Below are 19501 nucleotides of genomic sequence, written 5' to 3' on the forward strand. Positions count from 1 at the left end.
TCAAGCTCGTGTATTAGCAGCATGTCGCTGCGCACGTTTGCGCGACAAGCGTTATGTCTCGGCGGCGGCCGCTTCGGGATCGATCGGCTTTTTCGCCAGCCTCGCATTCGCCGCAGCCACATCGGCGTCGCTCAGGCCACCGGGGCCGGAGCGCACGGTGACGGCATTGGAGGCGAGGCTGAGGCCGGCCTCGCGCAGCGCGGGCAGCAGCCGTTTCATCGCCTCGCGCTGCAGGATGCTGGGGTTGCCCGGCCGGGCGGTGAATTTCAGCCGCACGACCAGCGAGTTTTCGGTGACGTCCTGGATGCCCTGCATCTTCAAGGGTACCAGGAACTCCGGCCCGAACTCCTCGTCCTCCAGCATGGCAAGGCCAACCTTCTTGATGGTCTTGCGGATTATTTCCGGATCGTCCTCGCGCTCGAATTTCAGCTCGAACTTCACCGTGCTCCAGTCGCGGCTGTAGTTGGTGACGGCCTGAAGCTGGCCATAGGGAATGGTGTGGATCTGGCCGTTCTGGTGGCGCAGGCGCAGCGAGCGGAGCGAAATGCGCTCGACCGTTCCCTTGAGCTTGCCGGTGTCGACATATTCGCCGACGCGAAATGCGTCGTCGGCGATGAAGAAGATGCCGGATACCACATCCTTGACCAGCGTCTGCGAGCCGAAGGAAAGCGCCAGGCCAAGCACGCCGAAGCCGGCAAGCAGCGGCGCGATGTTAATGCCGAGCGCCGAAAGCACGACGAGGCTGGTGACGGCGAAGATACCGCCGAAGACGAGATTGCGGATCAGCGGCAGGATGGTCGAAAGCCGGCTTGTCTGATGGATCTGCGCCTCCTCCTCGGTCTCGCCGGGCATGGAGACGCGGGCGGTGGGCGCAAAGGCCTCAAAACTGCGCCAGAGGAAGCTGCAGATCACCCAGCTGGCGACGACGGCAAGGCTGACGCGCTCTAGAATGACGATCCAGTCGACGGCGGCGGTGGTATCGCCCTGGATCATGATCGGCCTCCACAGCACGATGATGATATGCAGCCCGATCAGCCACACGGCGCCGGCAAGGGCGGTCTGCACGCTGCCGGCGATGGCCAGGTGCAGCGGCGAGGAGGCGGGCGTGCGCCGGCGATCGGCGGCCGCACCCGCCAGCGAATGGATGCCGAAGGCGAGGATGGGAAGGCCGAGCAGGATGACCTGCGTCGTGCCGCCGGCAAAGCTCCACTGAGCGCTGTTGGGGCTGCCGGCGACGATGCAGCCCATGAGCCAGAGCGTCAGCGCACTCAGCGCATAGAACTCGGGAACGACGAATGCGATGGCGCGGCGGACGGCGCCGGGCGCTTCGCCGGCAAAGAGATTGCGGATATCGGTGCGGCCGGCGATGAACCAGTAGAGCTTCAGGAACGTCACTGCGGTGACGCCGATCAGAAACCAGCCCTCGATGGCGGCGGGCTCCAGGGCACGCTCGTTGGCGAAGCGCACGCTGGCGCCGACGACGGCACCGATGGCGCCATAGGCAACCAGCATGGCGAAATGGAAGCGTGGCCGGGCGATGGGCAGCAACCGCGTCTGCGGCCGCGACGGGGCGAAGAGAAAGCGGCCGCAGACCGCATAGGCGGCCGTGGTGACGGCGACGGTTACCAGCGCGCGGGCCAGCTCTTGCGAGGCAGTGCCGGCGGTGAGGAAGAACCTTAGCATCGCATGCGCGACGCCTGCGAAGATGACGAGATGGATGATGTCGAGACCCAGTCGCACCAGCGAAGCGCGCACGCGGTGCAGCACGTCGACGATGGCGAAATGGCTGCCGATGAGGCGGTGGAAGACAAAGCCGAGCAGGCCGGCGGCGGCGAGGCCGGCAAGAATGGCCGCCAGCGCCACCGAGGTGACCGAAAGGATAGACCGTCCCTCGGCGCGCACGCTGGCTGCGACATCGCCCATGACGGCAGCGATGGCCGAGGTGCCATTCAGGCCCATCTGCAGGCCATTGACGAAGCGAGCCGATAGTCCCTCGAGCGCGTCGTCGGCCGCGGGCGACTGGGGCTGAGGCGTTGTGGCGGCGGCTGTGGTGGCGTCGATCGGTGCCTTTGGTGCGGTGTCCGGCGCATCGCGCCATTCGACGGTGACCGGCCGGCCGGAAGCGGCTGCTGCCCGCAGCGTGCTTTCGATCTCCTCGCTTGGCTGACCATGGGTGAGAACGACGGTCACGGGGGGCCGGCGGCGTCTGCGCCCGGGCGTAGAGCGGCGGAAGGAGCATGACGAGAAGGGCGAGCAGCGCAGGCAGGCGAGGCGACGTGGGCAGGAAAGACGCCATGAAATCCATCCGTGAAGCGCCGGGGCGTTGGATGCCGCAGCAGGTCGAACGGCCGCCCGCTCCGGTCGATCTTCCGTCGGCGGAGCAGGGCGGCTCGTTTATGAGGCTATTGTGAAATTTCTGTCCTGTCGACGGGCGGCGCCAGCACCGCCCTTTGCCGGTCACTTCGTGGTGTAGCCGCCATTGACGAGGATGGTCTGGCCGGTCATCCACCAGCCGTCGGAGACGAGGAAGCGGATGAAAGGCACGATGTCCTCGATATCGGTAAGGCCTGTGGTCGAGAACTTCGACAGCGCGGAAGCAGTCTTGTGATAGGCAACGGCATCGGCGCCTTCGGCAGGATAGAAGAAGGGCGTATCCATCGGCCCCGGGCCGATCGCCGTCACCGAGATGCCGCGATCGCCGAATTCCTTGGCGGCGGCGCGGGTGAAGTGTTCAACCGGCGCCTTGGTGCCGGCATAGGCGGCGTAAAACGGCGTGAAGGCGCCGAGCAGCGAGGTGACCAGCGTGCAGACCTTGCCGTTGTCGCTGACATTTTTGCCGGCTTCCTTCAGGAAGAAGAAGGCGGACTTGGAATTGACCGCGGTCATCTCGTCATACTCGGCCTCGGTGATGTCGACGAGCGGCTTCTTCACCACCTTGCCGACCGTGTTGACGGCGATATCGATGCCACCGAGCGCGGCCTTGGCATCGGCAAACAGCTTTTCCACCGCGCTGGCGCCGGTCAGGTCGGCCTGGAAGGCGAAGGCATTGGCACCAGCCGCCTTGATCGCAGCCACGGTCTCCTCGGAGGGGGCCTTAGTTGCGGCGCTGTTGTAATGGATGGCGACGGCGCGGGCGCCCTGTTCGGCAAAATCGCGCGCCAACAAACCGCCGAGGTTTTTCGCGCCGCCGGCGATGAGAACGGATTTACCTCTGATGCTGTGATCGGTCATGGCCAGAACCTTTTCGGTGCTTGAAGGCCGCCCGCTGCGGCCGTCTTTCCACCCGAAGCATATCGTCGGCATCTCTGTTATAAAGCCGCCGTCCGTGACATAACCTGTCAGGAATCTCGAACAATAAGCGGCTGACCATGGACCGGATCGAGCTTTTTCGCATTTTCACACGCGTCGTCGACTGCGCCAGCTTCACTCGCGCCGCCGACACGCTGGATATGCCGCGCTCGTCGGTGTCGGCGGCGGTGCAGGCGCTGGAAACCCGGGTGGGCACGCGGCTCCTGCATCGCACCACCCGCAAGGTTTCGCCGACCCAGGATGGGGCGGCCTTCTACGAGCGCTGCATGCGGCTGATCGCCGATGTCGACGAGACGGAAAACCTGTTTCGCCAGGGAGAGGACTGGCCGACCGGCCGGCTGCGCGTCGAGCTGCCGGATCGGCCGGCTGATCGTCGCCCTGAACTCGCCAGCTTCCTCGAGCGATATCCCGGTATCGACGTCGACCTTGGCATGACCGACCGGGCGGTGAACCTGATCGAGGAAAGCGTCGATTGCGCGCTGCGGGTCGGGCCGCGCAGTGATTCCGCCCTGATCGCCCGGCCGATCGGTAACCTCAAGCTCGTCAATGTCGCAAGCCCGGCTATCTCACGCGCTATGGCACGCCCGAAAAACCGGAAGACCTGGCCCGGCATTTCGCCGTCAACTACGCGTCGCCCTCAACCGGCCGGGTGGAGGAGTGGGAGTGGATCGAAGGTGGCGAGACACGGACCGTGGCGATGGCCGGCCGCGTTACCGTCAACAGCGCCGAGGGCAGCATCGCCTGCTGCCTGGCGGATCTCGGCCTCATCCAGATCCCGGCCTATGACGTCAAGGCGCATCTGCAGGCCGGAGACCTCGTCGAGGTCATGCCCGGCCATTGCGCCGAGCCGATGCCGCTGGCGCTGCTCTACCCGCACCGCCAGCATCTTTCCCGTCGCTTCCAGGTGTTTGCCGAGTGGCTGGAGGGATTGATGCGGCCGTTGCTCGCCACCTGATGGGGTGCGTGGCGGCGAAGGCGGGCAGCCGCTGATTGCAAGGGTGGCGAGGCGCGTCGCGGGTTTTGCGGACAAGAGGAGGCGTCCGGTGCGGCGATGGCCCTTACTCATTCGGGCTTCGGACTGTCATGGATGGCCGATCCGCGCCTCTGCCTGGTGCCGGTTTCCAAGTGCCTCATGCCAGCGGATGACGTCAGATAATGCGGGGTGACCGCCGCCCGCGGATGGGGCAATATCAGCGATTACTCTTGTCATCCCCAGCGCGGTGCCTCACCGACAGTGGGCTTTCGCGCGGAGGCATTGTAAGAGCCTGCCGCGTCCAAACGGAGTTCGATCGTGAGCGTTGCCTTCACCAAGGAAGAAAGTGCCGAAACCGCGGCGGAAACCCTTTTGCCCGACCGCCCGGTTTCGCCGCATCCCAACCTTGTCACCGAAGCGGGCCTCAAGGTGCTGGAGCAGCAGCAGCGCGAAGCGCGCGCGGCCTATGATGCGACCAGCGGGATCGAAGACGTCAACGAGCGCCGGCGGCAGGCGGCCGGCCCCTTGCGCGACCTGCGCTATCTTGCCGAACGGCTGCGCACCGCCCAGCTCGTCGCCGCCCCGACCTCGACTGACATCGTCGCCTTCGGCAGCACCGTCACCTTCAGCCGCGACGACGGCCGGGTGCAGACCTATCGCATCGTCGGCGAGGACGAGGCGGACCCGAAGGCCGGATCGATTTCCTACGTTTCCCCGGTGGCCCGGATCCTCATGGGCAAGGGGGTCGGCGATGTGGCTGCCATGGGCGGACACGAGCTGGATATTACGGGGATTTCATAGGGCGGGCGTTTTGTCCGACGGCCATTTCCTCTCGATGCAACGGCGTCAGTCGGGCATTCTTGTGAATGTTCATTCGGTGCGATCCTGGAAAACTGAGGTGTGGTAACTCCAGTCTCCTAAATCTGCTCCAAATGGACAACCTCCTGAAAGTTCACAGCTAGAGGCGCTGGCTTGGCTGCTACTGGCCCGGGATGGGACGATGGCTATCAATCACGGCTATCGTGGAAAGAGAATTCGATATTATATTCAATCAACAAAGGCTTCGAAACAAACTGGTTTTGCCATGGCGCAAGAAAAACCTACAGTCATGCGGCGCACGGTCGTGCTCATCAAGATCGTATGGTCAGTGTCGATCATCGTCGCAGCGACAGCGGTGGGAGCTTCGACTGGCTGGGAGAACCATGGACTTGTCGGAGCGCTAGCTCTTGGATTCGTTGGCCTCTTTGTTGGCGGCTTCCTAAGTTCGCCTTCGCTGCTTTTGCAACTGATAACTTAATATCTCGCCGACGTTGAGCCACTTCACATCGGGGGTGTTTTTCAACGGTATCGGCCAAAAGCTGCCGCTGCCTTTCACCCGGCTACTCGACGGTCGGGGGCGAGCCACGCCGGGTCGTGAGCGGTTGAGTCAGTATCAAGAGCGCAATCTGTGTGGTAGTATTCCGCCACATCCGGAAGACTGATCCAAGCGGCGCATCAATGACGCCGTCCGGTTGCTCGCATTCGCTGCAATCACTGCCGTCACGTCGTCCTGCTCAGAAGCGTCATCGCTGAAATAATCAAGGTGCCGATTCTGAAAGCTCCGCCGATGTTGCCGGCCGTGCCCAAGGCGACCAAGGGCACAGTCCTACGTCTCTACAGTCCGATCGAACCTTTCTTCAGTATGGAATGGCCGCCGAGCGAGATCGAAATGGTGCAGTGCGCGTCCGCCCTCGGACGGAGCTGCCACGAGGGGAGGGTGTTGACATGCGTAGCATGAAATCGACCGCGATTGCATCGACCGCCATCATCACAATCCTGATGGGGTTTGGTGCGGCGAGCGCACAACAGATCACCGGCACACCGGGCAACCCGGATGCCACGACGACGGTCGACGGGCGATATCTCCCCAACCCCCCGCCGACATTCGGTGGTGCGATCGGGCTCAGCGCGAAAGACTCGAAGCCCTATTGGCCGCCGCAGATCGTGCCCCCAAAAGGCGCGCCGAACATCCTTTTGATCATGACCGACGACGCGGGCTACGGTGTCCCTGGTACCTTCGGCGGTGTTGTCCCCACGCCTGCATTGGACCGGATCGCGCAGGCGGGGCTCCGCTACACCCAGTTCAACTCGACGGCGCTCTGCTCGCCCTCGCGCGCGGCTCTGATTACCGGCCGCAATCATCACTCCGTGGGTTTCGGTGTGATCTCCGAGCAGGCCACCGGTTATCCAGGTTATGATTCCATCCTCGGTCTCGATAACGCCAGCGTCGGTGAAATCCTGAAAGACAACGGCTATGCGACGTCCTGGTTCGGCAAGAACCACAACACGCCGAGCTATCAGTACAGCTTGGCGGGCCCCTACGACCAATGGCCCTCTGGGATGGGTTTCGAATACTTCTATGGCTTCATGGGCGGCGAGACCGACCAGTGGACACCCTACCTGTTCCGCGATCACACACAGATTTTTCCATGGATCGGAAAGCCCGGCTACAACCTCACGACTGACATGGCGGATGAGGCGATCGGCTACATGCGACAACTCAGCGTCGTTGCGCCTGATAAGCCGTTCTTCCTCTATTACGTGCCGGGCGGCACCCACGCCCCCCATCATCCAACCCAGGAATGGGTCGATAAGTTCAAGGGCAAGTTCGACATGGGCTGGAATGCCATGCGCGACCAGATATTCGCCAATCAGAAGAAGCTGGGCGTCATTCCGGCGAACGCCCAACTGACGCCGTGGCCCAACGATCTGCCCAAGTGGGATACGCTCGACGCCGACAGCAAGAAGCTCTTCGCGCGCCAGGCGGAAGTCTATGCCGCCTATGTGGCCTACACCGACAATGAGATCGGACGGGTGATCCAGGCGGTGGACGATTTGGGCAAGCTCGACAATACGCTCGTCATCTACATCGAAGGCGACAATGGTACCAGTGCCGAAGGTTCCACCGTTGGCACGCCGTTCGACCTGGCCGCGATCGAAGGCATCAATGTTCCGGTCAAGGAACAGTTGAAATATTACGATGTCTGGGGTTCGGACAAGACCCAGCCGCACATGTCGGTGGCGTGGTCCTGGGCCTTCGACACCCCATTCAAGTGGACGAAGCAGGTGGCATCGCACTTTGGCGGCACCCGGCAAGGCATGGCCATGGCCTGGCCGGCCCGTATCAAGGATGCCGGTGGAATCCGCACACAATTCCACCATTTGATCGACATCGTCCCGACGATCCTCGAGGCGACCGGCATTCAGGCTCCCGTGATGGTCAACGGCGTGGCGCAGAAGCCGATTGAAGGCGTTTCCATGGCCTATAGCTGGGACAAGGAGAACGCCAATACTGCGTCTAGGCGTACGACGCAGTATTTCGAAATGCTGGCCAACCGCGCCATCTACCACGACGGCTGGATGGCATCCACAACGCCGCCGCTTGCGCCGTGGTTGCTCGGTTTGGGTAAGATGCCCGAAGTGGTCAATGGCTACACCTGGGAACTCTACAATCTCAACGAGGACTATTCGCAGAACAACGACCTCGCGGCCAAGATGCCTGACAAGCTTCAGGAGTTGAAGGAACTGTTCCTCGTCGAGGCGGCGAAGTATGGTGTGTTTCCGCTCGACAACGACTTTCTCCAGCGCGTTCTCGCACCCCGCCCGAGTGCCACGGCCGGAAAAACCTTGTTTACGTACTCAGGCGAAATATCCGGTCTTCCATCCGGAAACGCGCCCGACATCGTCAATAAAAGCTACACTGTCACGGCTGAGGTAGACGTGCCGCAAGGCGGCGGCGATGGCATGCTGGTCACCCAAGGCGGTCGCTTCGGCGGGTACGGGCTCTACCTGCTGAAGGGCAAGCCGGTCTTCCTTTACAACCTTCTGGCACTGGAAAAATTCCGTTGGGAAGGCCAGGACGCGCTCACTCCGGGCAAGCATACCATCGTCTTTACCTTCAAATACGATGGTGGCGGCCCCGGCAAGGGCGGCAGCGGAGTCCTGAACGTCGACGGCAAAGAAGTCGCCAGTCAAAAGGTCGCAAACACCGTGCCCTTCCTCATGACGATTGACGAGACCTTCGATGTCGGCGTCGATACCCGCACTGGCGTCGAGGACGGGGATTACCAGGTGCCATTTCAGTTCACGGGAACCATCGACAAGCTGTCGGTGCAACTGAACTAAGCAAGGGCCGGTTCGTCCGTCTGCGCCCCAAGAGGCGTCTCGTACATCCGTGCCGGCAGGGAGGATGAAATGACAGATGTTCAATTTAGTGGGCTTCAGGGCGAAACGGTCACCCTTTCAACCGACCTTTTGGAGATGTTGGGAACTCGGTGTCGCGGGAACGTGTGTTTGGCCGGCCAGGCTGGTTACGACGAGGCCAGGACAATCTGGAACGCCATGATCGATCGGCGGCCTGGGGCTGTGGTGCGCTGCCATGGCGCAGGAGATGTCGTAAAGGCGGTGCAGTTTGCCCGCGACAACGGATTGCTCCTCTCTGTACGCGGTGGCGGTCACAACATATCCGGCAATGCCGTCTGCGAAGGCGGACTTTTGATCGATCTTTCGCCGATGCGTTCTGTCCGGGTCGATGACAAGGCACGCACCGCGAGGGTCGAGCCTGGCGCGACGCTCGGAGAGTTCGACAAAGAGGCGCAGGCGTTCGGTCTTGCCACCCCGCTCGGTATCAACTCAACCACAGGGGTGGCCGGTCTCACGCTTGGGGGTGGTTTCGGGTGGCTCAGTCGCAAATACGGATTCACGGTAGACAATCTGATTTCGGCCGATGTGGTGACCGCCGACGGCGAGCTTGTCCATGCAAACACAACGGAAAATCCGGACCTATTCTGGGCTCTTCGCGGCGGCGGTGGAAATTTTGGCGTGGTCACGTCGTTCGAGTTCAAGCTGCATCCGGTCGGTCCCGATCTGGTATCCGGGCTGATCGTTCATCCGTTTGCCCACGCCCGTGAACTTCTTGCGGGGTATCGCCGCGTGGCGGCCGCTGCGTCCGACGATCTTACCATTTGGGTGGTCCTGCGTAAGGCGCCGCCATTGCCGTTCCTGCCCGAAGAGGTGCACGGCAAGGAAATCCTCGTCTTCGCCGTCTGCTATGCCGGTGAGCCGAGCAGAGCCGAGGAGGCACTTGAACCACTGCGTTCGCTTGGCGAACCGATCGCCGACGTCGTCGGCGTGCAGCCATATTCCGCATGGCAGACGGCATTCGATCCGCTTCTCACGCCAGGGGCATTCAACTATTGGAAGTCGCACAATTTCACGGCCCTGAGCGACGGGTTGTTTGAGATCCTGAGCGAACATATAGGGACGTTGCCGACTGATGAATGTGAAATCTTCATCGGGCAGCTCGGTGGTGCCAGCAGCCGCGTGGCACCCGACGCGACCGCCTATCCGCATCGCGAGGCCAAGTTTGTCATGAACGTTCACACCAGGTGGCGTGACCAGGCCGACGAACAACCCTCCATCGATTGGGCGCGGGCAATCTTTGCCGCGGCTGCGCCACATGCGACAGGTGGCGTCTACGTCAACTTCATGCCGGAGGATGAAACCGAAAGGGTCGCCCAGGCCTATGGTGGCAACCATGCACGGCTGGCGGCGCTTAAAGCCAAGTACGATCCTGGCAATCTCTTCCGGCTCAACCAGAATATCCAGCCAGAACGAAAATCGGGCTAACGCGGCAAAAGCTTTCATGCAGCGAGGAATTCGCGCGGTGCCTAGGAACGCCAACGTGCCGGCGCTCGGCACGTTGGCCATGCGCCCACCGCCGTCAGGCTTGGGACCGCGAATAGACCAGCTCGACACCGGCGTGGAAACAACGCTGGGCCATGGCTGCTGCATCAAGCAGCGGGCAGAAATCCATCCGCTTCATTTGCTGTATTCCGGCGGTTTCTCATGGGGTCGCCTTTGTCGGCACGAAAAAACTCTTGGTTTTCGCCTTCACGGTGGTCTTCGGTTGTTTCGAAGACACGCAGGCGTGTGCTTTCCACATCACTGACCGTTCGCTGGACAACAAGCGTTGGGGGCCACTCAGGAGAGGCTCCCGCACCTGCCGGGAAATCGCCCTCGACATTTGCGCTTCAATGCCTAATCTCCGCGGCAATTCAGTTATGGAATTGCTTGATGTCCCTTCGACTTGCCACCTTCAATATTGAAAATCTCATGAGCCGCTTCGATTTTTCCGGCTTCCGCAATCAGCTCAAGCAGGACCGGGTGCTCAGACTCTTCGAGGTGAAGAGCGAGGCGGAGTATCAGCGGCTGGAGGAGGCGCGGACGATCGCGCATACGGATGATACGCGGCAGATGTCGGCGCTGGCGATTGCCGATTGCGATGCGGATATTCTGTGTTTGCAGGAGGCCGACAACATGGCGTCGCTGCAGGCGTTTGAGTACAACTATCTCTTCCGCATGGTCGGCAACGGCTATCGCCAGAAATACCTGATCGAGGGCAATGATTCGCGCGGGATCGACGTGGCGGTGCTGATGCGCGAGGAAACGCGCGATGGCCAGCCGATCGAGTGCCTCGAGGTGAAGAGCCATGCGGGGCTGACCTATGCGGATCTCGATATCTTCAACGATGCGCTCGCTGCCTCCAGCCGGCCGAACGACCGGATCTTCAAGCGTGATTGCCTGGAACTGGACCTGCGGATCGGCGGGCGGCCGCTGACGCTTTATGTCGTGCATTTCAAATCCATGGGGCCGGCACGCGACGGGCTCGACGGGCGCCAGGCGACGATGCCGGTGCGGGTGGCCGAGGCCAAGGCCGTGCGCCATATCATCGAAAGCCGCTTTGGTCGCGGGCATACGGCTGACAAGATGTTCGCGATCTGCGGCGACATGAATGATTATCAGGAGAAGGTCGACATCCTTGGCGACCGGCGCAACGGCTACGAGTTCGTGCCGCGCGAGGAGGAGGAAAGCGCGCTCGATGTGCTGACTGCAGACGGTTTTGTCGAAAACCCGATGCTGCGCCGGCCGGTGCTCGACCGCTGGACGCTGTTTCACAGCCGCGGGCCGCAGGAGCGGCACCTCTGCCAGCTCGACTATATCTGGCTGTCGCCGGCGCTCGCGCAGCGCAATGCAGCCCAAGTGCCGGAAATCATCCGCGGCGGCCAGCCCTTCCGCACGATCTTTCCGCCGGGGCAGGAGGTGGAGCGCTATCCGCGCACCGGCTGGGACCGGCCGAAGGCATCGGACCATTGCCCCGTGGCCATGACACTGGACGTGTGACGATGGATACTCTCGAAAGCAACCTTGCCCACTGGCCCGAAGAAGGCGAGATCCTGCCGATCTCAGGCGTCGATATCCGGGTGAAGGAGGGCCCGCATCCCTTCCATCTCGATCAGGTGGATACCGCGCAGGAAAACTGGCGGGCGGAGATCGCCGCTAACCCGCATCTCTTCGACGGGCAGATGGTGCTGCAGCGGGCGCTCCGGATCGAGGACGGCCGCGTGGTCGGCGAGGGGCATGTGGTGCCCTATTCGACCTTTCTGTGGTGGCGCAAGACCCGCGCGGACGCCGCCTTCCACCTGTTCGCCATGCCGGTGATCGTGTCGTCCGATGGTGCCCTGATCCTGGTGCGCATGGGATCGCACACGGCCAATCCGGCCCGGGTCTACAGCCCCTCGGGCTCGCTGGAGCCTGATGACGTGGTCGACGGCCGCTGCGACATTCCAGGCAATATCCGCCGCGAGGCGCTGGAGGAAACCGGCATCGACCTCGATGCCGCGACTGCCGAACCCGGCTATCACGTGCTGCACATGGGGCGGGCGGTGACGGTGTTCCGGCTCTACCGGGTGGCGGAAACGGCGGAAGCGCTGGTTGCAAGGGTGGCCGCCCATATCGCCGGCGATCCCGAGCCGGAGATCGACGAGGCGATCGCCATCTGGGGGCCGGATCCGGGTGCGCACAACTATCCGCCGTTCATTTTGCCGATCCTCACCTGGCTGTTTGACGGAAAGCGGTGACGATGTCTCGGGGGCATGGCCATTGCGCTGTGCGGCGGCGGAGCGCGTCGTCTTTGAGATGTGGTCAACCGGTGCGCGGAGCGGCCCTGTTCGTCGGCAGGCGGCGAACGGCAGCGCTATCCATGGGCGGCGCGCGGCTGCTTGGCGTATGCCGGAAAATGGCAGGGGCTGATTCAAACGGTCGGCGTTGGCTTTTCGGCGAACGATCGGCGCAACCGTCAACCGTGCGGAATTGAGACGCTCACAGCGATCGACCCAAGACTTCCATTCTGTGCTGCTTTGTCCCGATGGGGACCGGCCCTGCGGTGCGCACCATCTCGAAGCCCTGGCCTTCCCAGAAGCGAAGGCCCTGTTCATTCTCTGCGAAGACGGCGAGCTCCACGCGGTCCGCGCCTTGTGTCTTCAGCCAGCTGAAGAAGTCGTCGCAGAGTGTTTTCGCCGCGCCGTGCCGGCGAAAGGCCGGATCGATCATCAGCAAGGCGATCCACCAGGACTTCTCCTGCGGATAATTGCGGTCGCAGGCGAGCATGCCGATGAGGTTCCCGGCGCCCGATTTCAATCCGAAGACGAACTTGTCGGCCTCGGTTCTGCCCGGCGGAAAGCTTTGAAATTCTTCGATCGCCACGGTTGCATCCGGTGGATGGCCGCGCTCCAAAACCACATAGTCCTGACAGTTCTGGTAAAGCGGCATCAGTCGCGGTGCATCCGCTTCAATCAGCCCTTCGATCTCAAAACCGGAGAGCGAGATCGGGAATGTCGTGGTCTTATCCATGGCCGGCACATTACATGGCAAAGCTATCGGTACAATCCGCATTGTGGCGGTGCGGCGGCGCCTGCACATCGGTCGTCAGGGAGGACACGGCGTCACGGTCGATAATGTCGATCGTGCCTCTTTTTGGCGTTTCGGACCCAATGCCGAAGAATGATCGTGGCTAGGCAGGCGGCTGCGGCCGGATAGATCGCGGGCCACTGGAACAGCAGTGCGACGATGGCACCCACGTAGCTGGCGAATGCACAATAGATGACGATGGAAAACGACCCGGCATAAAACGAGGTGATGCGGCGATAGTCCTGCAGGAATTCCGCCAATCCCCTGGCGAACGGCGACAAAAGCCCCCGAGACGGTGGGCGTTCGACGCCGCGCCGCGCCTCCATCTCCCTGAGCTTGTTGAGTAGCCGCTTTGTTGTGCTGGGCATTTGTCGATGTTGATGGGCGTCGTGACAGGATTTCATCCGAGATTATCGCAAGAGCAGTTTCGGCAAGGTAAAGGCAACTCTTCCGCGTAGCCGCATTCAATGCGTATCCGACCCCGATGGTGCCCAATGGTCGGGCGTTGGCTCGGATCACCAAAATCCTATAGCCGTAAAGCATGAAGACACTCGCTTGCCTCATCCTATCCGCCGCATTGGCGTTTGCTTCCAGCCTGATCATCGCGGGGTTGTTTCTACCCGTCTACGGCATTTTCGAGGGCGGGACGCACAACTGCCTGAATGACGGTTTGCGGGCGTGTGTCTCCATCATCCCGCTGAGCGCGCTGATTTACGGACCGTTGTTTGTCTTCGCCGGCGTCGTGGTCGGGACGCCCATTTTCATGACGATGCTCGCATCGCGCGGTTGATTGCTGTGGTTGGGTGCGCAGATATGCAGTCAGCAGCGCTCGCCAGATGCGGGGTCCGGGCTGGTGGGCATGATGTCGCGTTGCTGGTGCAGCGCCGCTGGCAGGGGCGCGAGACGGAAGGCCGACATGTGCCGACCCATCCGCACGCCGGCGTCAGGCCTCGATCTTGCGCGCTATTGCGATCTTCGGGTTGCGGAAGCCCATGGCGATCCAGGCCCAGAGAAGCTTGGCGTAGAAGGATACGGTGTGGGTCTTCAGGTTGGGGATGTCCTTGGGCAGCCAGGAAGCGTCGGGCAGGTCGCCGACCATGGTGCGCAGCTCGGCCTTCGGCCGCGTCTCGGCCGGCCAGAGGTGCAGATAGAGGCTGAGCCAGTGCGCGCCCTTCATTTCCAAAAACATCGGCGTGTTGCAGCAGGTGGCGACGACGCGGCGTGAGCCCGCACCCTCTGACAGCCGGAATTCGCTGAGGTTCTCCTCGCCGGAGACAATCGTGATCCGGTCCTTGCGGTATTCGGCGCTGGGGGTGGCCTCATAGGAAGTCAGGATGTTGCGGGCGCCGGGCAGGGCGCCAAGGCGGGCGGCGGCCGCCCTGCAGCTGTCGCAAAGGCATTCGGAAACAAGGATCGGCGCTCCCTGCACTTTCAGCCGTGTCTGTCCGCAGGCGCATCCGATATGGGTGGTATCGCTCATGTCGCATCCTCCTCAAGTGACGTGAAACAGGTGCCGGATGTACCGGTCGAGATGGTCGAGGCTTTCGCGCGCAAGCTCGGGGTCGTTGCCGGCCTTGGCGAGCACGAAGCCGCCCTGGATGACGGCCTGCGTGTGCCGGGCCAGGCTTTCGGCCGTCCAGGCGTCGACAATGCCGCGGTCGCTGCGTGCGGCCTCGATGTCGGCTTCGAGCGTGGCGGTATGACCGAAGATGCTGCGGGCGCAAGCCTCGCGAATGTCGGGCGCGCTGGCATAGACCTCCTGCGCCAGCGTGCCGACCAGACAGGTGAACTCGGTGATTTCACCGAGGATGATCGCCTTGCGGAAGGCGACGTAGGCGAGAACGCGCGCCAGCGGATCGGGCGGTCCGTGATAGGGGGCGGCGGCGAAAAAGTCGGTCGTCGTTTCCGCCCAGTAATCGGCCGCAGCGACGCCGAGCGCGTCCTTGCTGGCGAAATGGTGGAAGAACGCGCCCTTGGTGACGTCAGCCGCACGGCAGAGGTCGTCGACGCTGGTGGCCGCAAAGCCTTTTGCGCGAATGACATCGCGCGCCGCATCGAGAAGCCGGATCCGTGCGTTGCCGCGTTCGGGTGATTGCTTTGTTGGTCTGGGCATTTAACCAACATACCATACGGTCGGTATGTGTCAATGGCGGGATTTTTTGGTAACTGGGCGATAGGAGCGATCCCGAGCGGCTATGAGGGTGATTTTCGTGTCATTGCATTGACGAAGGCCGGAATGGGACGCGACACGGGGTACCTCACGGGCCCGGATCATGATGGGCAAATGCCTGAATTTATTCAAGGAATTGCGCGCGCTATTTAACGCAACGCAACATCTCCATGCGGCCCCGGTTTTGGCGCAACGCGCCATAACGGTTTGGCGCCGGAGCGATGGCGAAGGGCGGGTAATGCGAGGGGATGGTTCGCGACCATCAGTCGGCGGCAGTGTCGGCGATGGGAAGCCCAAGGTCCTGCCATTGCTCGCGCGGGATGGCATCGCCGACCTTGAAGTCGAAGCCGACCACTGTCGTTCGATCCGGCGTGACCGAGCAGGAATAGGCGATGCGCCACCATTGCCGTTTGCTGCGAAACGCTCCGCCATTGGTCTTCAGCGTTTCCCCGGAGAACTTCACGCCCGACAGGGCATAGGCGACGAGGTAATCCGGATCGAGGTCGGCCTTCCAGCGGTGGACCTGTTCCATCGCTTCGAGATTGCAGAGCTGCACCACGCGCTCTTCGGGCGCCAGCTGCGCCAGACCCTTACGCGCCTGGCGGCTACGCGGCGAGGCGAGGATGCCGGCGGAATAGAGGTTTTGGGCGTGCACCAAGCCTGGGGCCTGCGGCGCGGGCTGGTTGCCGCGGGGGCGCTCGTCGGTCGTCTTGGCCGGCGTCTTCAGATTTTCGCGCTGCGGTTCTGGCACCGGCAGGCTCGCTTCCGACGCGGGCACGGCAGGTTTCGGCTTTTCCGGCACGCCGGCCAGGATTTCGACCTCGATGCTGTCTACGGCGCCCGGCGGGGGCATCAGCTTCGGCGGCAGGCGCGAGAATGCGGCGAAGGCGAAGGCATGCAGCACCAGCGCAAGCGCCAAGGCCCACCAGATCGTCGTGTCATCCGCCCGTCGCATCGTTTGCTGCATGCGCTACTGCCCGCTCCTTAAATCCTATTCGATTTAAGGATAAAAACATGCAGCCATTCAAAGTGCTACAGCGACCTTTGCGCGTCTAATAGATGCGCGGCGCTGTAGATCACGTCGTTCAAGATCGGTTTGCTGCGTTGTGTTTTGAAGTGTTGCCCGTTTCGACGGGGTCGCAGAAGCGCTCTACCTCTTTGTTCTTAGCTTTTCCTGACGGAAATCCGCTTCGCACTTTTCCTGGAAGTGCTTTGGCTTCTCGCCCTATGCACGTCGTGACGCGGAAGCGCGGGACATTTTCGGGCGCCATGCATGAGATCAGCACCAAATCCGCGGCACGGTCGCGCATTGGCGGCCGCGGCGATCACTTTTCCGGCACCGGCAGGGGCGTTCTTGCGCAGTCGTGCCGCTGACGGGTGTCCCATGCGGTCAACGGCGGCCTTGTTTTCGGCCCAGTGGCGAGGGGGATCGGATAACGATGGGTGTGGTGCACGATGGCGTTTTTGCGCTTGCCGCCCGGGCGATGACATTGCAAGTTCGTGGCCGGACTATATTCGCAAGGGGGAATAAATGCCGCTCAGCTACGCGATCTACGATGTCTTCACGCAGAACCGGCTGGAGGGCAATCCGCTGGCCGTCGTCTTCGGGGCGGATGCACTCGACGATCAGGCGATGCAGACGATCGCGCAGGAGTTCAACCTTTCGGAGACGGTGTTCATCCGCCGGCCGGGCGGGGCGGCGCATACGGCGCGGCTGCGCATCTTCACGCCGGGGCGCGAGCTTCCCTTTGCCGGGCATCCGACCGTAGGTGCTGCGGTGGCGATCGCCGAAAGAGCCCACGGCATGGCTGAGGAGAGCGCCGATCTCGTGCAGGTACTGGAGGAGAAGGTGGGGCCGGTGCGCTGCGCCGTGCGCATCAAGCCGGGCGAGGCGAGCTTTGCCGAATTCGACCTGCCGCGCAGATCGACCCGGCTCGACGCCCGCTTCGACAAGCAGGCGCTTGCCGACGCGCTGAGCCTGAAGACCTCGCAGATCGGCTTCGAGAACCATGCGCCGTCCTTCTGGAGCGCCGGCGTTCCCTTCGTCATGGTGCCGCTGCACGATGTATCCGCGGCCGCTACCGTCGAATTCGACCCGCAGCGCTGGGAGCATCTGGCGCCGCTTGCCGAAGGACGCCTAGCGTCTGCCTATCTCTATTGTCGCGGCGGCATCAACCACACGGCGCGGTTCCACACCCGCATGTTCAGGCCCGAGATGGGCCTTGCCGAGGACCCGGCAACGGGTGCGGCGGCGGCAGCACTTTCCGGTGCCATCCACCACTTCGACCAGCTGGTCGATGGCCACCACCCCTTTCTGATCGAGCAAGGGGTGGAGATGGGGCGGCCGTCCTTCATCCACCTGCATCTCGATGTGGCGGGCGGCCAGATCAACACGGCGCGCATCGGCGGCCATGCAGTGAAGATCGCCGCCGGCGAGCTGCTGCTTTAAGGGAGCATGGCGCAGGGGCGGATGTCAGGGCGCTTGTAGCGTGCCGCGATCCCTGGGGTTGGCCAGTCGGACTTTAGGCGTGTCGCTACCCGCAAACCGGCTGCACGCTTTTGCGCGACATGCGCTTGGGTTCTTGTCCTCGATGTATTTAGCCTGATGCATGTCGTCGTCCCGAGGCCGCGATATGCTTTGGGAGGCATGCATTCGCCACAGACGCGGCGTTCAAGGTCGGGCAGGGGAAAAGACGGCGTGTTGTTTCAGAGGCTTATGGTGGGTGCATCCAACGCAGTTGGCGAGAAGGGCGGCAGATCCTGTGGAAAAAGCCTGTTTTCCGCCCGTCTGAAATTTTTTCCCAAGAATTTTACAAAGGACGCTAGACAAGCCGAAAGAACGCCTTTATACGCCCCTCCAGACCGCAGCGACAAACACCGAAGCGGTCCGGATGGGTGATTAGCTCAGTTGGTAGAGCAGCTGACTCTTAATCAGCGGGTCCACGGTTCGAGCCCGTGATCACCCACCAAAACTTCCTTAAGCCGCTGATTTATTTCCAAAATTCCTGCTCTGTAAGAAGTTGCCGGTTTCCAAGAATTTGGAAACGGATTCCAATTTACATTGCGTTCTTGTTCCGGAAAGCAGCCGGTTCAATCTCGCTCCAACGAGCCTCCATCAGCTTCATTGCGTCCTTCGCCAATGACCGCAGCGCGACCTCTCGGCCGTAGTGCTGAACCATCTGCGCCGACATGTTGCAGATCGCCCCGACCTGGTTCTCGGTGCACCCAACTTCCAGCAGATTGATGACCGCGTTTTTGCGCAATCCGTGAAAGTCAATCCGCTCGTCGCGGAACCGTGTGAACTCGTGCTTCTTCATCAGCTTCTGCCATTCGGTCCGGAAACCGTCGGCCGACTTATAGGAGGGGGCCTGGGGCGGCCCACTACATGTGGCTGGAGATCGAAACGGCCACGGAAAGCCCACCAGATTAGATCAACTTGGCGAGCTTGGCGCCGTAGTAGCTCAAGCCACCGCTGACGATGAGGCCGACCCAACTTACCCACATAGGAACTGTCCAGCCGTCGATGACAACCGAAAAACCTATGAGAATGCGAACCAAGTGCACCATTGCAACGATCCCGAATATTGCGGCCGCAATCGTCAAGAAGGTCTTCTCGGTCATCGGAAGTTCCTCGTCTCAGAAACAAATAGTCTCTATCACACGCGCATCAGGGTCGTCTTGCGCCGGATCGCTCTGTGACCATACCGCAGCAGCTATGGTCGCCATGTGCAAAGTTGGTATAAGCAGGGTGAGCACTTGCAGCCAGCTAATGTCCACGTGGCGTGTCCTCGTTGTCGGCAAGTTCCATCAGCGCCGTCGCCACTTCCTCGCGTGACCGTCCGGCCTGGAAGGCCCGATCGGCAATCGACTGAAATTCGGCTTCTATCGCCTCCTGGCAATGGAGGTCGCGATCTGGATGGCATTTGGGATGCTTCGGCGCGGCGATTTTCGGCATGGCGTGTCCTCCCGCAGAAGATGGTAGGGCGCGGGTTGCCGTTCTCAAGGCCTAGCTAATTCACTGATGCCTTCTCGAACACGATGTGCATGTCGGTCCAACCGCGCTGGTAGGCCTCTTCGAGCACGTCGCACGACACGTCGTCGTCGACCCCGTTGACCCAATTTGCATGAGCAAGGTGGAAGATGCCCACTAGGCAAAACTCACGCAAATCGTCGTCGTCAAGCTCGGTGATGAAGGGGGTTGCTTCCATGATGGTCTCCTTTGATCGGAGGCTAAGGCGCATCGGTTGCGGTTGGCTACTCTC

20 protein-coding genes, 1 tRNA gene and 1 pseudogene are annotated in these 19501 nt (G+C 62.0%); 11 read left to right on the forward strand and 11 right to left on the reverse strand.

Features of this window, described 5'->3' with window-relative positions:
- Positions 1–51: 51 nt before the first annotated feature.
- Both C6558_RS09080 and C6558_RS09085 read right to left on the reverse strand, forming a co-directional pair.
- The gene (locus C6558_RS09080; RefSeq protein ID WP_107027155.1) at positions 52–2190 is read right to left on the reverse strand and encodes a mechanosensitive ion channel family protein; all 2139 of its coding nucleotides are present in this window, start codon (positions 2188–2190) and stop codon (positions 52–54) included.
- 267 nt (positions 2191–2457) lie between these two features.
- On the reverse strand, positions 2458–3231 hold the full coding sequence (locus C6558_RS09085; protein ID WP_057206216.1) for an SDR family oxidoreductase: 774 nt from the start codon (positions 3229–3231) through the stop codon (positions 2458–2460).
- Positions 3232–3368: 137 nt separating this feature from the next.
- On the opposite strand from C6558_RS09085, the pseudogene C6558_RS09090 reads away from it, so the two are divergent.
- The 8 genes and pseudogenes from C6558_RS09090 (at position 3369) to C6558_RS09120 (ending at position 12240) form a co-directional block, all read left to right on the forward strand.
- Positions 3369–4264 (forward strand): annotated as a pseudogene (locus tag C6558_RS09090) (LysR family transcriptional regulator).
- Between the two features lie 336 nt (positions 4265–4600).
- Positions 4601–5083, forward strand: a complete 483-nt coding sequence (gene greA / locus C6558_RS09095) for a transcription elongation factor GreA (RefSeq protein ID WP_025427518.1) — start codon at positions 4601–4603, stop codon at positions 5081–5083.
- Positions 5084–5282: 199 nt separating this feature from the next.
- Positions 5283–5579, forward strand: a complete 297-nt coding sequence (locus C6558_RS09100; RefSeq protein ID WP_225906314.1) for a hypothetical protein — start codon at positions 5283–5285, stop codon at positions 5577–5579.
- A 476-nt stretch (positions 5580–6055) separates the two neighbouring features.
- The gene (locus C6558_RS09105) at positions 6056–8446 is read left to right on the forward strand and encodes an arylsulfatase (RefSeq protein WP_025427517.1); all 2391 of its coding nucleotides are present in this window, start codon (positions 6056–6058) and stop codon (positions 8444–8446) included.
- Positions 8447–8515: 69 nt separating this feature from the next.
- Positions 8516–9949 carry an FAD-binding oxidoreductase gene (locus C6558_RS09110; RefSeq protein WP_025427516.1) on the forward strand — a complete coding sequence of 478 codons (1434 nt, stop codon included), beginning with the start codon at positions 8516–8518 and terminating at the stop codon, positions 9947–9949.
- A gap of 152 nt (positions 9950–10101) precedes the next feature.
- Positions 10102–10428, forward strand: a complete 327-nt coding sequence (locus C6558_RS39630; RefSeq protein WP_128090503.1) for a hypothetical protein — start codon at positions 10102–10104, stop codon at positions 10426–10428.
- Positions 10397–11503 carry an endonuclease/exonuclease/phosphatase family protein gene (locus C6558_RS09115; protein ID WP_025427515.1) on the forward strand — a complete coding sequence of 369 codons (1107 nt, stop codon included), beginning with the start codon at positions 10397–10399 and terminating at the stop codon, positions 11501–11503. Before C6558_RS39630 ends, C6558_RS09115 begins: the two co-directional genes overlap by 32 nt.
- 2 nt (positions 11504–11505) lie before the next feature.
- The gene (locus C6558_RS09120) at positions 11506–12240 is read left to right on the forward strand and encodes an NUDIX hydrolase (protein ID WP_025427514.1); all 735 of its coding nucleotides are present in this window, start codon (positions 11506–11508) and stop codon (positions 12238–12240) included.
- Between the two features lie 241 nt (positions 12241–12481).
- Here C6558_RS09120 and C6558_RS09125 read toward each other — a convergent pair whose 3' ends face one another.
- Together C6558_RS09125 and C6558_RS09130 are read right to left on the reverse strand one after the other, a co-directional pair.
- A complete protein-coding gene (locus C6558_RS09125) occupies positions 12482–13012 on the reverse strand; it encodes an N-acetyltransferase (RefSeq protein ID WP_025427513.1) in 531 nt (176 codons plus the stop codon).
- Positions 13013–13104: 92 nt separating this feature from the next.
- Entirely contained in the window at positions 13105–13437 is a 333-nt protein-coding gene (locus tag C6558_RS09130) for a hypothetical protein (RefSeq protein WP_025427512.1), read from the reverse strand.
- Between the two features lie 173 nt (positions 13438–13610).
- On the opposite strand from C6558_RS09130, the gene C6558_RS09135 reads away from it, so the two are divergent.
- Positions 13611–13859, forward strand: a complete 249-nt coding sequence (locus C6558_RS09135) for a hypothetical protein (RefSeq protein ID WP_025427511.1) — start codon at positions 13611–13613, stop codon at positions 13857–13859.
- A gap of 153 nt (positions 13860–14012) precedes the next feature.
- Here the strand turns inward: C6558_RS09135 and C6558_RS09140 are convergent, their stop codons facing one another.
- The 3 genes from C6558_RS09140 to C6558_RS09150 all read right to left on the reverse strand — a co-directional run bounded on the left by C6558_RS09140 (position 14013) and on the right by C6558_RS09150 (position 16206).
- On the reverse strand, positions 14013–14549 hold the full coding sequence (locus tag C6558_RS09140; RefSeq protein ID WP_025427510.1) for a GFA family protein: 537 nt from the start codon (positions 14547–14549) through the stop codon (positions 14013–14015).
- Between the two features lie 12 nt (positions 14550–14561).
- A complete protein-coding gene (locus C6558_RS09145; protein WP_038576209.1) occupies positions 14562–15182 on the reverse strand; it encodes a TetR/AcrR family transcriptional regulator in 621 nt (206 codons plus the stop codon).
- Between the two features lie 319 nt (positions 15183–15501).
- Positions 15502–16206 carry a DUF930 domain-containing protein gene (locus C6558_RS09150; RefSeq protein ID WP_084815196.1) on the reverse strand — a complete coding sequence of 235 codons (705 nt, stop codon included), beginning with the start codon at positions 16204–16206 and terminating at the stop codon, positions 15502–15504.
- 564 nt (positions 16207–16770) lie between these two features.
- Here C6558_RS09150 and C6558_RS09155 point away from each other — a divergent pair.
- Together C6558_RS09155 and C6558_RS09160 are read left to right on the forward strand one after the other, a co-directional pair.
- Positions 16771–17688: a PhzF family phenazine biosynthesis protein gene (locus tag C6558_RS09155; RefSeq protein WP_025427508.1), complete on the forward strand. Its 918-nt coding sequence runs from the start codon at positions 16771–16773 to the stop codon at positions 17686–17688.
- Between the two features lie 444 nt (positions 17689–18132).
- A tRNA-Lys gene (locus tag C6558_RS09160) sits at positions 18133–18208 on the forward strand.
- An 87-nt stretch (positions 18209–18295) separates the two neighbouring features.
- On the opposite strand, the gene C6558_RS09165 is transcribed toward C6558_RS09160, so the two are convergent.
- The 4 genes from C6558_RS09165 to C6558_RS09180 all read right to left on the reverse strand — a co-directional run bounded on the left by C6558_RS09165 (position 18296) and on the right by C6558_RS09180 (position 19447).
- Positions 18296–18556: a hypothetical protein gene (locus C6558_RS09165; RefSeq protein WP_057206220.1), complete on the reverse strand. Its 261-nt coding sequence runs from the start codon at positions 18554–18556 to the stop codon at positions 18296–18298.
- Between the two features lie 109 nt (positions 18557–18665).
- Positions 18666–18860 (reverse strand): hypothetical protein, encoded by a 195-nt coding sequence (locus C6558_RS09170; RefSeq protein ID WP_025427506.1) that lies wholly within the window; start codon positions 18858–18860, stop codon positions 18666–18668.
- A gap of 145 nt (positions 18861–19005) precedes the next feature.
- A complete protein-coding gene (locus C6558_RS09175; protein WP_107027156.1) occupies positions 19006–19194 on the reverse strand; it encodes a hypothetical protein in 189 nt (62 codons plus the stop codon).
- Between the two features lie 55 nt (positions 19195–19249).
- The gene (locus C6558_RS09180; RefSeq protein WP_025427504.1) at positions 19250–19447 is read right to left on the reverse strand and encodes a hypothetical protein; all 198 of its coding nucleotides are present in this window, start codon (positions 19445–19447) and stop codon (positions 19250–19252) included.
- Between the last annotated feature and the right edge of the window lie 54 nt (positions 19448–19501).

Origin of the sequence: Ensifer sp. NM-2, from assembly GCF_003024455.1 — a bacterium.
GTDB lineage: Bacteria > Pseudomonadota > Alphaproteobacteria > Rhizobiales > Rhizobiaceae > Ensifer > Ensifer canadensis.